This is a genomic window from Gemmata obscuriglobus, from assembly GCF_008065095.1.
Lineage (GTDB): Bacteria > Planctomycetota > Planctomycetia > Gemmatales > Gemmataceae > Gemmata > Gemmata obscuriglobus.
Genome location: NZ_CP042911.1, coordinates 7,593,095 through 7,605,113 on the forward strand (window position 1 = coordinate 7,593,095; position 12,019 = coordinate 7,605,113).

The 12,019-nt window shown below is 68.8% G+C and carries 14 protein-coding genes; 12 read left to right on the forward strand and 2 right to left on the reverse strand.

Going from position 1 to position 12,019, the window contains the following annotated elements:
* Positions 1 to 585: 585 nt before the first annotated feature.
* From GobsT_RS31285 to GobsT_RS31340, 8 genes are all read left to right on the forward strand, one after another.
* Positions 586 to 918, forward strand: coding sequence for a cyclic-phosphate processing receiver domain-containing protein (locus tag GobsT_RS31285; protein WP_010042858.1), 333 nt, complete (start codon positions 586 to 588; stop codon positions 916 to 918).
* Between the two features lie 877 nt (positions 919 to 1,795).
* On the forward strand, positions 1,796 to 2,146 hold the full coding sequence (locus GobsT_RS31300; RefSeq protein WP_010047127.1) for a hypothetical protein: 351 nt from the start codon (positions 1,796 to 1,798) through the stop codon (positions 2,144 to 2,146).
* A gap of 115 nt (positions 2,147 to 2,261) precedes the next feature.
* On the forward strand, positions 2,262 to 2,732 hold the full coding sequence (locus tag GobsT_RS31305) for a hypothetical protein (RefSeq protein WP_010047126.1): 471 nt from the start codon (positions 2,262 to 2,264) through the stop codon (positions 2,730 to 2,732).
* 526 nt (positions 2,733 to 3,258) lie between these two features.
* Positions 3,259 to 3,396, forward strand: coding sequence for a hypothetical protein (locus GobsT_RS38350; protein WP_162542118.1), 138 nt, complete (start codon positions 3,259 to 3,261; stop codon positions 3,394 to 3,396).
* A gap of 872 nt (positions 3,397 to 4,268) precedes the next feature.
* Complete coding sequence (locus tag GobsT_RS31320) at positions 4,269 to 4,754, forward strand: DUF6985 domain-containing protein (RefSeq protein ID WP_010047124.1); 486 nt, start codon at positions 4,269 to 4,271, stop codon at positions 4,752 to 4,754.
* A gap of 169 nt (positions 4,755 to 4,923) precedes the next feature.
* Positions 4,924 to 5,229, forward strand: coding sequence for a hypothetical protein (locus GobsT_RS31325; RefSeq protein ID WP_010047123.1), 306 nt, complete (start codon positions 4,924 to 4,926; stop codon positions 5,227 to 5,229).
* 259 nt (positions 5,230 to 5,488) lie between these two features.
* A complete protein-coding gene (locus tag GobsT_RS31330) occupies positions 5,489 to 5,962 on the forward strand; it encodes a hypothetical protein (RefSeq protein ID WP_157506947.1) in 474 nt (157 codons plus the stop codon).
* Positions 5,963 to 6,246: 284 nt separating this feature from the next.
* The gene (locus tag GobsT_RS31340) at positions 6,247 to 6,735 is read left to right on the forward strand and encodes a hypothetical protein (RefSeq protein ID WP_010047119.1); all 489 of its coding nucleotides are present in this window, start codon (positions 6,247 to 6,249) and stop codon (positions 6,733 to 6,735) included.
* 116 nt (positions 6,736 to 6,851) lie between these two features.
* Here GobsT_RS31340 and GobsT_RS31345 read toward each other — a convergent pair whose 3' ends face one another.
* Together GobsT_RS31345 and GobsT_RS31350 are read right to left on the reverse strand one after the other, a co-directional pair.
* A complete protein-coding gene (locus GobsT_RS31345; RefSeq protein WP_010047117.1) occupies positions 6,852 to 7,583 on the reverse strand; it encodes a hypothetical protein in 732 nt (243 codons plus the stop codon).
* Positions 7,584 to 7,680: 97 nt separating this feature from the next.
* Entirely contained in the window at positions 7,681 to 8,085 is a 405-nt protein-coding gene (locus GobsT_RS31350) for a hypothetical protein (protein ID WP_010047114.1), read from the reverse strand.
* Positions 8,086 to 8,631: 546 nt separating this feature from the next.
* Here GobsT_RS31350 and GobsT_RS39090 point away from each other — a divergent pair.
* The 4 genes from GobsT_RS39090 (at position 8,632) to GobsT_RS38360 (ending at position 11,680) form a co-directional block, all read left to right on the forward strand.
* Positions 8,632 to 8,826, forward strand: a complete 195-nt coding sequence (locus GobsT_RS39090; protein ID WP_197905096.1) for a hypothetical protein — start codon at positions 8,632 to 8,634, stop codon at positions 8,824 to 8,826.
* Between the two features lie 734 nt (positions 8,827 to 9,560).
* Positions 9,561 to 10,067: a hypothetical protein gene (locus GobsT_RS31365; protein ID WP_010047112.1), complete on the forward strand. Its 507-nt coding sequence runs from the start codon at positions 9,561 to 9,563 to the stop codon at positions 10,065 to 10,067.
* A gap of 139 nt (positions 10,068 to 10,206) precedes the next feature.
* Positions 10,207 to 10,617, forward strand: a complete 411-nt coding sequence (locus GobsT_RS31370) for a hypothetical protein (protein WP_010038094.1) — start codon at positions 10,207 to 10,209, stop codon at positions 10,615 to 10,617.
* A 622-nt stretch (positions 10,618 to 11,239) separates the two neighbouring features.
* A complete protein-coding gene (locus tag GobsT_RS38360) occupies positions 11,240 to 11,680 on the forward strand; it encodes a hypothetical protein (RefSeq protein WP_010036124.1) in 441 nt (146 codons plus the stop codon).
* Positions 11,681 to 12,019: the final 339 nt, after the last annotated feature.

A 12,019-nucleotide genomic window follows, 5' to 3' on the forward strand; every position in this document is an offset into this window, starting at 1 on the left:
GCGCAGCATCGAAGTGCTCTTCCCGTTCGCACGGGCCGTTACCGTGTTATTGTGCGAGCCGTGAAGGGGCGAGTCGAAGTTTCGCACGGCCCATTACCGTGTTATTGCGCATATTGTGAAGACGCCCTTCACACGGTAACGATAAGGCCGGTCAGGAGTTCGGTCCCCGGCGCGCGGTGCGCTGGGTGAAATCATCCCGTGTTATTGCGCGAAGCCTCGCACACTAAACACTGGTTCGGCAACCATCGCGTGCAGGAGCGCGCGTGCGGCGCGTGGGCGTGTGGTCCGCGGTGGTAAAGCCCGTATGTCGGGCTCCGCGTGGTGCCGGTGGTTGCGGGCGCGGCTCGTCGCCGCGAGGTGCGGTTGGTGCCGGCCTCCGGTGGGCCGGGACACGGTAGCGCGGGTCGGCGGTGGTGGCTCCGCGGATGCGCGGTACGAGCGCGGGCTCCGCGGAATCGCAACTGCCCGCGCAGAAGCCGAACCCGGCGCTGCACCTGACACCGCCCGCTAGTTTGTGACGCATTGCTGACTGTATGATGGCGGTGCAGGTGAGCTTTATGTTCGGCACCAGAGGGCTTGCGCGTCGTGAAGGTGTATCTGGACGACGAGCGTCCCACCCCGCCCGGCTGGGTGACCGTCCGCTGGCCGGACGAGGCCATCCGGCTGCTGGAGACCGGCCGGGTCACGGAGCTGAGCCTCGACCACGACCTCGGGGACGACGCTCGGGGCACCGGGTACGCGGTCATCCTGTGGCTCGAGGAGGCGGTGGCCGTCCGCGGGTTCGTTCCGCCGACCATCACCGTCCACACGGCCAACGCCTCGGCCCGGCAAAAGATGCTTCTCGGCGTCCGCAGCATCGAGCGCCTTGCCGAGCAAAGGCACGCCGAACCGGGCGGGGCACCGGACCCGGCGGTGTAGTTCGTGTCGTGCGGCAGCTCCGCCGATGTGTCGCGGCATCCGTGGTCCCGGCGCAAGGCAGCCGAACCCGGCGCTGCACCTGACACCGCCAGGTGGTTTCCGACGCACCGCTCCCTGGGAGGGGGCGGTGCAGGTGAGCTTGATCGTTCGGCCCCGCGCCGAGACCCACGGGGGTGGGCGCGATGTCGATAGGGTAGCCAGCCCCCCATCCCAAGTGGCTGGCCCGACCCGCGCCCACCCCCGAGGCGCGAGCGGATCGGTGTAGCTCATCTGCCGGGCTGCATGAGCGGGGCCGAATGTGGAGCTCACCTTCACGGGCAGCCCATGTTCGGCGTGGTGGGGCGCGGGGCCGAACCCTCCGCTGCACCAGACTCGCGCATGCAGAACTCGGGGATCGCCCCCTCCAGGGCGCGCGAGCAGGTGAGCTCCACATTCGGCAACCCGAGGGCGCTGGATCGCGCGTGCGGCGGTGGTGGGCGTGTGGTCCGCGTGGGTGAACTCCGGTGTCGGGCTCCGCGTGGTGCCCGCCGGTGTGTGGCGCGGCTCATCGCCGCGAGGTCCGGTTGGGCGTGGTCGGCGGTGCATCGGATCGGTGGTGCTCCGCGTGGTGCCCGTGGTTGGCGGGCGCGGCTCACCGCCGCGGGTGTCGGTGGTGGGCGGCCACCGGTGTGCCGCGGCACGGTGGTGCGGGTCGGTGGTGGCTCCGCGGATGCGCGGCGCGGGCGCGGGCTCCGCGGAACCGCGACGGTGGGCGCAGAAGCCGAACCCGGCGCTGCACCTGACACCGCCGGCTGATTCGGGAGGCATCGCTCATCGGGACGGGCGGTGCAGGTGAGCTGTATGTTCGGCCCGGAGGCACGCGGATGGGGGGAGTCGCATGAACCCACTGGATTCGCTGGCCGACCCTCGCTGGACAGCGGCGCTGACGCGAGTTGCCCACGAGTTGGTAAAATACACGCCGGAGCACTTCAAACTCATTCGCTGCGAGATCCGGAGCCGTGACGGTGAGGCCGGGCGGGAGTTGGTCTACACGATCATCTGCCCCGATTTTCCGGACGAGTGGTCGGACACGCCAGGTAAGGATCTCCACGCGGCCACTTGCGACCTCGTGCGGTGCTATGAGCGCGGCGGAGCTCCGTTCCCTGGGATGCGGATCGTGATCGAGGTTTTCCCCGACGGCCGGTGGCGGAACGGCTTTGAACTGTTGCCGGGCGTCACGGACGGCTGAGACATCACAGCCGAACCCGGCGCTGCACCGGACCGCTGTATAAGCGGTGATTTCACGACCGTGTCGCTCACACCGCGGCCGGTGAGCTTGTTGTTCGGCAAGAGAGGCGCTCGCAGTGTTCGAGTTCCGGGTGACGAAGTACGACCCGGCCCACCGCGATAGCCGCGGGGCGTACACGCGGGACGAGTGGATCGCCGTCAGCGACATCGGCCAAGCGTTCGGCGGGGTGGTCCTCACCGAAGCCGAGTATCGGCGGGTCGAGGATGCCTACGTCGCTGCCGCCATCGCGTTCTTACGGGAGGCAGGCGTCGAGGCGCTGTCCGTGGCCGGGCTGGAGAACCACGCCCGCGTGCCGCTGCCGTTCGCGGACGGGTCGTCGCTCGGGCTGGCCGAGGCGGGCGGTGTCGTCCGGCGGTTGCTGCGGGCGGAGTTCTGGTGCCGGCTGGAGGGCGCGGGGGCATTCGTCCACGTCGGGTACGACTACTACATGTACGTCGGGGTGCCGGTGGCGTGCCCGGGCGCGGTTGCGGACGCCCGGCAACTCGGCCTGTTCCCCGAGCCGTTCCGGTCGCCGTACCACGAGTAAAGGCACGCCGAACCCGGCGCTGCACCTGACACCGCCCGCTAGACTGCGACGCTCCGCTCATCCGATGATGGCGGTGCAGGTGAGCTTTATGTTCGGCAACCATCGCGTGCAGGAGCGCGCGTGCGGCGGCGCTGACGGTGTGGTCCGCGTGGGTGAACCTCGCGCGTCGGGCTCCGCGTGGTGCCGATCGGGTCTGGCGCGGCTCGCCGCCGCGAGCTTGCGGTGGGCGTGGCCGGCGGTATCGTGGGACACGGTAGTTCGGGGCGGTGGTGCTCCGCGTGGTGCCGTTCGGGGCCGGCGCGGCTCATCGCCGCGAGGTGCGGTTGGGCGTGGCGGGCAGTGCGTCGGGACACGGTGGTGCGAGTCGGTGGCGCTCCGCGTGGTGCCGATCGGGGCTGGCGCGGCTCGTCGCCGCGAGGTGCGGTGGTGGGTGGCCACCGGTGGGCCGGGACACGGCGCGCGGGGTCGGTGGTGCTCCGCCCGCCCGCATCGGTGGCACGTGCTCCGCGGAGCCGCGGTGCTCGGCGTGCGACCCGGAACCGCGGTGGTCCGCGAGCCGAACCCGGCGCTGCACCTGACACCGCCGGCTGATTCGGGACGCACTGCTCATCCGGTGGTGGCGGTGCAGGTGAGCTATTTGTTCGGCACCCAGAAGGGCGCTTGATCGCGCGTGCGGTGGTGTGCGTGTGGTCCGCGTGGGTGTACCTCGCGCGTCGTGCTCCGCGTGGTGCCGATCGGGTCTGGCGCGGCTCGCCGCCGCGAGGTGCGGTTGGGCATGGTCCGTGATGTGCGGCGACACGGTGGTGCGGGTCGGTGGTGCTCCGCGTGGTGCCCGCCGGTGGTGGGCGCGGCTCATCGCCGCGGGTGGCGGTGGTGGGCGGCCACCGGTGTGCCGCGGCACGGCGCGCAGGGGCGGTGGTGGCTCCGCGGATGCGCGGTACGAGCGCGGGCTCCGCGGAACCGCAACGGCCCGCGCAGAAGCCGAACCCGGCGCTGCACCTGACACCGCCATCTGATCCGGGACGCATCGCTCATCGTGTGATGGCGGTGCAGGTGAGCTTTATGTTCGGCAACCATCGCGCGCGTGAGGGCGCGTGTGGTGCTGGGCGTGTGATCCGCGCGGGTGAACCCCGCGTGTGGCGCTCCGCGTGGCGCCCGTGGGTGTGTGTCGCGGCTCATCGCCGCGAGGTGCGGTTGGTCGTGGCCGGGCGCGGGTGCGGACACGGTGATTGGGGGTCGGTGGTGCTCCGCGTAGTGCCCGTGGGTGGTCGGCGCGGCTCATCGCCGCGAGGTGCGGTGGTGGGCGGCCCCCGATGTGTGGCGACACGGCGTGCGGAGTCGGTGGTGCTCCGCCCGCCCGCACTGGTGGCGCGGCCTCCGCGGATGCGCGGCGCTCGGCGTATCGCCCGGAACCGCCGAGGGCATCGAGCCGAACCCGGCGCTGCACCTGACACCGCCCGCTGATCTGGGACGCACCGCTCATCGTGTGATGGCGGTGCAGGTGAGCTTTCTGTTCGGCCGCAGAGGGCATCGCGGATGGGTGCGGTGGTGGACGAGGCCCGGAAGCTGCTCCCCAACCTCTCGCAGGACGACCTGGGGTGGTCCGGCACTGCGTTCGTGCCGTGCTGGGGTGCCGAGTTGGACATCCACCTCACCTGCCACGACGGGGTGATGGAGGCTCGGCAGGTCGAGACCGTCCGCGCGCTCCTCGGCCACACCGAGGACATCCGGCCGGGGTTCGAGCGGGCGCTGTTCGACTACTACCAAGAGGACGTGGACGGCACCTACTGTGCCTACGGGCCGGACGGGCCGATCCCCGGGTCCGGCCCGCCGAAACTGACCGAGCCGTCCCAGGTGTGGCCGCTCATCGACGGGCCGGAGGTGTACATCAAGTGGTTCGCCCGCACCCAGTCGGCGGTCGAGTTCGAGCTGAGCTTCAACTGCGAGTGGGATCGGGAGCACGGTCTCGGGGTCTTGTACCACGACTTCCGCCCCGTTGAGTTCGGTGGCTGGGACTTGTAGCGCCGAGGCCGAACCAGGCGCTGCAGCAGACCCCGCCTCATAGGTTGTTTCTAACGCTCGGCTCCCTGAGGCGGGGCTGCTGAGCTTAGTCGTTCGGCCACAGAAGGGCACCCGGCGCGCCGCGCGAGGAGTTGTCGCCTGCGGCGTGGCACGGTTCCTTGAGGTTTGAATGAGCATCTACCAGCGATCGTTCGGAATCGTGCCGCTGTTCGCAGGCATCGCCCTGATTGCCTACACGATCAATACGAAGTTCGTCGCCCCAGACCCCGATGACCCGATGCCCTGGAGCATCTTCATCTTCCTGTGCTTTGTGAGCCTGTCCCTGTCCGGGTGGGGGCTGGCTTGGCTTCAGGGAGAGCGGTTGAGCAAGCCTGATGACGCCAACGGTGATCGCGTTCCGGATACATCGGCAGGCGGGAGCCGGTTGCCATCCGGCGAGGCCGACGGCCGCGCGCCGAAGCCGTGGCAGAAGTGATGAGCATACGCGCCGCGAATCCGCGGATCGTAGGTAGATCATCACGGCACTGGACCGCTGCAGAAGTGCGTGGTTCGTAGCCCGCGTCGCGGTGTGCGCGGTGGTAATTGGGCCTGTCTCGGGCAGTTCAGCCCGTCCGGTTTGTCAAGGCACGCCGAACCCGGCGCTGCACCTGACACCGCCATCGGGTTTGGGACGCACCGCTCATCGGGGCGGGCGGTGCAGGTGAGCTATTTGTTCGGCCACGGAGGGCGCCAGGGTGTATGTCGTAGCTTGTGCGGTCGTCGTACTGGTGGCGGTTCCGAACGTTCGCGAGAACCGGGAACTCGAAGAGCTGTGGGTACGAGAGGTGGCAACTCACTTCCTTGATGCCGCACTTGCCGAGAACTTCAAGGAGGCACTTGCGTCGGCAACCGGCGAGTTTCGCCAGCGACTCAAGCAATCATCGAAGTTGTTTTACCCCGAGGACGAATTCTCTGGGCTTAAGCAGGTTATTTGGCCAGCAACCTGGAAGGCCGGACTTGCGGACGCGGGAGCATATCCCGTCGCCCGCCGCAGTCAACTGTCGCCTGCGGGGGACGAAGCACGGGTTACCGGTAAAATTCTGATCGGTCAGAGAGGCTCACGGAAGGCAATCGCACAGTTCAGCACCACACTGAACAAACAGACCGACGGAAAATGGCGTGTCAATGGGTTGACGGTCCAGACCTTTAAGACAACGGGAGCGCCGTAAGGCCAACCGGTGAGGTGTCTGATCGCCCCGCGGCCGTGCGGTAAGATACGGGGGCCGCACTCATACCGACGTGTCGCGGTGGCTCTGCGGATGCGCGATGGTGGCGCGGGCTCCGCGGATGCGCCACGGTGGGCGCGGAAGCCGAACCCGGCGCTGCACCTGACACCGCCATGTAGTCTGTTTACCGCTGCTCCCCACGTTTTGGTTAGCCTTGGTAGCAATCCCGGCCGGGCAGGTGAGCTGTATGTTCGTTCGGCTACCAGATACCCCAAGGGGCGTAGCGCATGAATCGCCTTTTGTACATTATAGCGGTTGGATTACTCGCCGCAGGTTGCAACAAGGGCAAGAATCACGAGCAGAAAGACTCCGCGCGCGAAATTAAAGCCGGCGAGTCGTTCGAGGACGAGGGGCTTGTGATCAGCGTGAAGGAGATCGCGAAGACAGATTCCGGGCTCGTGCTGGCGATCAAGGTCGCGAACAGACACGCGGGCAAGGTCCATTACTTGCCGTCGTGGGATGAGCATCCTGAACCGGCTCGGATTACCGACGAATACCGAAACGTCTTTTACGCAGCCGGCGCTCGTGACCATCCGCTGCGACCGCCGCTCAATCGCCAGTGGTACGGGACGTTCTCCGGCAACCGGATCGATCCCAACAAAAGTGGAGACCTCTTTATTCCCCTTGATGATATTCCGCCATCGAGCAAGCGGTTGCGTGTCGAGTTGCCCTACGGAGGACGCACGCTGGTATTCGTTGATGTGCCGAGGCGTTAGTAGCGCTTAGACGCTGAGCTAGGAGTGTGTCGATATTACGGGTTGCACACGCACAGCCCGAGGGCAGAACCCGGCGCTGCACCTGGCACCGCCGTCTGAACCTTCTCCCCTTGCCCTCACAACCCGTTCCCGCTGGCGAACACACCGGCGGGCGCCCCGCCGATCGCGCTCGCGTCTCGCTCGTCGGGCACGCCGATTCCGGCCGCGTCCCCGCCCCCGCTGTGCTCCGCCAGCCAGCAGCACAGCGCAACGGCCATCACGATGTCGTCGTGCTGGCTCTGCTCGGCCCCGAAGGTCACGTTCTTCGACTTGGTGACGTGCTCGCGGAACGCTTGCAGCTCCTTCTCGAACCGCCCGATCAGGGGCAGCGCCCCCCGGGTGTTTGGGGCCTGCCACTTGAGCAGCTCGTTCTCCAGCAGCACGACCAGCGTGGAGACCAGCTCCTTCTTGGGAACGTGCCAGGAGCGGTCCTTGGTCTCGTCGGGAGTGCTGATCGAGTGCCCGGCGGTGATGCACACGGGGTGCAACCGGGCCTTCACCCGGGCCGCCATGACCTGCTCGATCACCGCCATGCCGACGCCGGTGTAGTCCGCCGCGAGCGTCGTCCACGTCAGCGCCGGCTGCTCGTACAGCGCCTTCACGTCGCCGATCACGGACCGCTCGCCGGGCCGGGTCGCGGTGTACCGCGTGCCCAGGTCCCAGCTCTGCAGCCACCGGACGGAGTACGAGAACCGCCGCTTCGCGACGGGCTTGTCGAGCTTGCGGCGCCCGACCGTGGCCAGGACGCTGAAGTCCGCGGCCTTGCCCAGGTCGAGGCCGCTGAACAGCTTCTCGGGGTTCACTCCCACAGCCCGCCCCTCGGGATCACGTCGTAATCGTGCCGGCCGTCGTCGCGGCCCCACGGGTCCGCCCGCCGGTCCGGGTCGGACGTGGGCGGATTCGGGTTCACGACCGCGCCGCCAGCTGCTTCGCGAGTGCCTCGGTCTTGGCGGCCTGGCCCTGCTGGTACGGCATCCAGGTGCAGTACGCCCCGCCGCCCGGAGGCACGCTGCCCGCGGAGAGCAGCGGCACCGACGTGGGCGGGTTCGGGACCGGGTTGCCGCTCGCGTCGAAGACCGCGAGGTTCACCACCGTGTCGCTCCACACGTGGGCGACGAGCGCCGGCAGCGGCTGATCGCTCGGCAACCGGCCCGCCGGGAAGAACCACACCACCCGGCCCACGGTCGGCGTGATGACGGGCGGGGGCGTGAAGGTGCTCGGGGACGGCACCGCGCCGTCGAGGCGCGAGCGCACGAACAGGCACGCGGCACGTTTCAGCACGGCCAGGAGGATCGCTTTCAGGTTCGGCACGGTCGAGGCCCTCGGCGGACGGAGCGGAGGTGCGGGCGCCCGCACCTGACGAGCCCAGTGTGCGAGAAGGGGTTGCCCGGATGAAATTGCGAGCGGCGCGACGGCTGAGATGCCGGCGGAACGAGACGGACGAACGGGCGCGCGGGCACTCGACCGAAAAGAAATGAGGGTCTTGAGCGCAGGCGACGACGTGGGTACACTTCTGAGCGTGTCGGCTCGGACGGCGCGGAAGAACGCGTCGGCTCGCACAAGCGGGGCAATTGTTACCGGGCGAAGTATCGAAGTGCTCTTCCCGTTCGCGCGAGCCGTTACCGTGTTATTGTGCGAGCCGTGAAGGGCGAGTCGAAGTTTCGCACGGGCCGTTACCGTGTTATTGCGCATATTGTGAAGATGCCCTTCACACGGTAACGACAAGCCCGGTCAGGAGTTCGGTCCCCGGCGCGCGGTGCACCGGGTGAAATAGTCCCGTGTTATTGTGCGAAGCCTCGCACACTAAACACTGGTTCGGCCACCTTCGCGTTCTGGATCGCGCGTGCGGTGGTGGGCGTGTGGTCCGCGAAGGTGACGCCCACGCGTCGGTGGTGGCTCCGCGTGGTGCCGGTCGGGGCGGGCGCGGCTCGTCGCCGCGAGGTGTGGTTGGGCGTGGCCGGGGTGCGGGTGGGGACACGGCGGTTCGGGTCGGTGGTGCTCCGCGTGGCGCGCGTCAGGGCGGGCGCGGCTCGTCGCCGCGAGGTGCGGTGATGGGTGGCCACCGGTGGGCCGCGACACGGCGATTCGAGTCGGTGGGGCTCCGCTCGGCCGCACCGGTGCCGCGGGTTCCGCGGATGCGCCAAGCTCGGCGTGTCGCCCGGAACCGCGGAGGCGAGCGAGCCGAACCCGGCGCTGCACCTGACACCGCCATCAGCCGCCGTTGTGTCGCTCACTCCATCCTGGCGGTGCAGGTGAGCTTTCTGTTCGGCCACCCGAGCGTGCTGGAGCGCCCGTGCGGCGGTGTGCGTGTGGCCCGCGTGGGTGAACCCCGCGGGTCGGGCTCCGCGTGGTGCCGGTCGGGTCTGGCGCGGCTCGCCGCCGCGAGGTGCGGTGGGCGTGGCCCGGTGTGGGTGGGGACACGGCGGGTCGGATCGGTGGTGTTCCGCGTGGTGCCCGTGGGTGGCCGGCGCGGCTCATCGCCGCGAGGTGCGGTTGGTGCCGGCCTCCGATGGGCCGCGACACGGCGCATCGGGTCGGTAGCGCTCCGCCCGGTCGCACCGGTGGCCCGGGCATCCGCAGATGCGCGGCACTGAGCGCGCCCGGAACCGCCGAGGGCATCGAGCCGAACCCGGCGCTGCACCTGACACCGCCATCGGCCACCGTTGCGATGCTCACTGTATGATGGCGGTGCAGGTGAGCTCATTGTTCGGCCACAAACGCCGAGTCGCATCCAGTGTTCTTCCCATGTCACCCGTTGTTCTCCTGTATCTTCGGAGGCCGAAACCGTGAACGCACGATCCATCTTGGCCGTCTTGGCGCTGCTCCTGCTCATCAGTTCTGAGGCGAACGCCCAGACAGCCGAAGCGATTGAGAAGATCGATCGGCAGCTCACCCTGAAGCGGCTGGAGGGAATCTGGGTGCCGGACCTCCTGATGACCCCGCAAGGTGCGGAAGCGTATCCGCTCGCCGGGCGGTCGCTGGCCCTGCTCGATGGGGATAAATTCATCCGACTTGAGGGAAAGCGGAACGTCGCGTCCGGTACGTTTAAGGTCGAGGACGGATTCCTGCGGCTGACGGTCGAAGACCGCAACCCGTGGGACTTGGAGACATCCGACACGAAGCAGAAGGTGCAGTACGCATTCAAGGTCGAAGGAGACGTGCTTACGCTTTGCTACTCTGTCGGTGATAAAGGCAAGGCGGGTGACTTGAGCCCCGGGGAAGGGCGGCAGGTGGTGGTGTATAAGCGTCAGCGCGACGGCGCTCGGGACAGGACCAAGCAACCGCGGCGCTGACAGGCCGAACCAGGCGCTGCACCTGACCCGGCCGCGCGCTTTGTTTTGTAGTGCTTCCTGCACGTCTCTGTCGGTGACGGGTGTCGCCAGCCGGTCAGGTGAGCTTATTGTTCGGCACCAAAGGCACCCGGAGGTGCTCGTGGCGGTCGTCACTATCGCTGAGGCGGCGGGTATGTCGCTGTCGCTGTCGCCCGACCCAGACCTGCCGGGCGTACTGGTGGCGTGGCTCCGCGGAACGGCGTTCGAGGCCGCCGTGTCCGTTGATCCCGACGCCGAGCCCGCCTTCCCTGGGATGGGACAGCTCGGCGACTTCCTCATATCGGCGGCGGGTGTCGCCGCCGGCCGCGAGCGGCAGTGGACGGCGAGCGGGGAGGACTTTACCCTACGGGCCGAGGCCGGGGACGACGGCCGGGTGCTGCTCGGCGTGTACATGGGCTCGACCTCCGACGACGCCTGCTGCTGGCAAACGGACGCCACGCTGAGCGTCGTGCGGGCGGAGTTGCGGCGTGCCGGGGCGGCGCTGGCTGAGTGGAGCCAAGCAGAGTCCTAACCCGGCGTAACGTTGACCGGCGGTGTCGCTTGCCTCATTTGGCGGCTCTGCTGACGGGGCGCGGCCGATTCAGTCCCGAGCAAGGCGAGCCGAACCCGGCGCTGCACCTGACACCGCCATCTGATTCGGAACGCACCGCTCATCCGGTGATGGCGGTGCAGGTGAGCTGTATGTTCGGCAACCATCGCGTGCATGAGGGCGCGTGCGGCGGTGTGCGTGTGGTCCGCGAAGGTGACGCCCGCGTGTGGTGCTCCGCGTGGTGCCCGTGGGTGTGTGGCGCGGCTCGCCGCCGCGAGGTGCGGTTGGGCGTGGCCGGTGATGCGTGGGGACACGGTGGTGCGTGTCGGTGGTGCTCCACGGGGCGCCCGCCGGTGGTCGGCGCGGCTCATCGCCGCGGGTGTCGGTGGTGGGTGGCCTCCGGCGTGCCGCGACACGGCGCGTGGGGTCGGTGGTGGCTCCGCTCGCACGCACCGGTGGGCGGGCTCCCGCGGATGCGCGGCGCGGACGTGAGCGAGCCGAACCCGGCGCTGCACCTGACACCGCCCGCTGATCCGGGGCGCATCGCTCATCGTGTGATGGCGGTGCAGGTGAGCTTTATGTTCGGCAAGAGAGGGCTTAGGCGGTGGCAGACCTGTGGCGGGACTGGCCCCACCGATGGTTCGGCTTCTTCTGCTGGGAGTCCACGCAGGACGATGTGTTCCCGTCCCTCGGTCGTCTCCTCGATGCGTCCTGGCAGGTGGCGGACCGAGCGGAACTGCTGGAGTACCTGCGGCAGACGCCGGTGTGCTGGTCCACGCAGCCGAGCTACTGCCCATGTTCGCTGTGCGGCGAGTCGCTGACCGACAATGCGACCTGGCGGTGGGATGGGGAGTGGCTCTGGCCGCACACGCTGGCGCACTACGTCGAGCGGCACGGGCTGCGGTTGCCCGACGCGCTCGTCGCCCGGATCCGCGGCCGGGGGCATGTGCCGCCGCAGCTCCGAGCTTGCGACTTGGACGCAGCGTGGCGGGTCAACGCCACTATCGACGAGGTCGCGGCCGGGCGGGAGCCGCCTGCCGAGTAAAGGCCCGCCGAACCCGGCGCTGCACCGGACCGCTGTAAACTACGCACTCGGTAGACCGTGTCGCGGCGTGCGCGGCCGGTGAGCTATTTGTTCGGCACCCAGAGGTCGCTTGATCGCGCGTGCGGCGGCGGTGAGCGTGTGGTCCGCGTGGGTGAACCCCGCGTGTCGGGCTTCGCGTGGTGCCAATCGGGGCGGGCGCGGCTCGTCGCCGCGAGGTGCGGTTGGGCGTGGCCGGATGCGGGTGGGGACACGACGGGTCGGCTCGGTGGTGCTCCGCGTGTGGCCCGTGGGTGGCGGGCGCGGCTCACCGCCGCGAGTTGCGGTGGTGGGTGGTCTCCG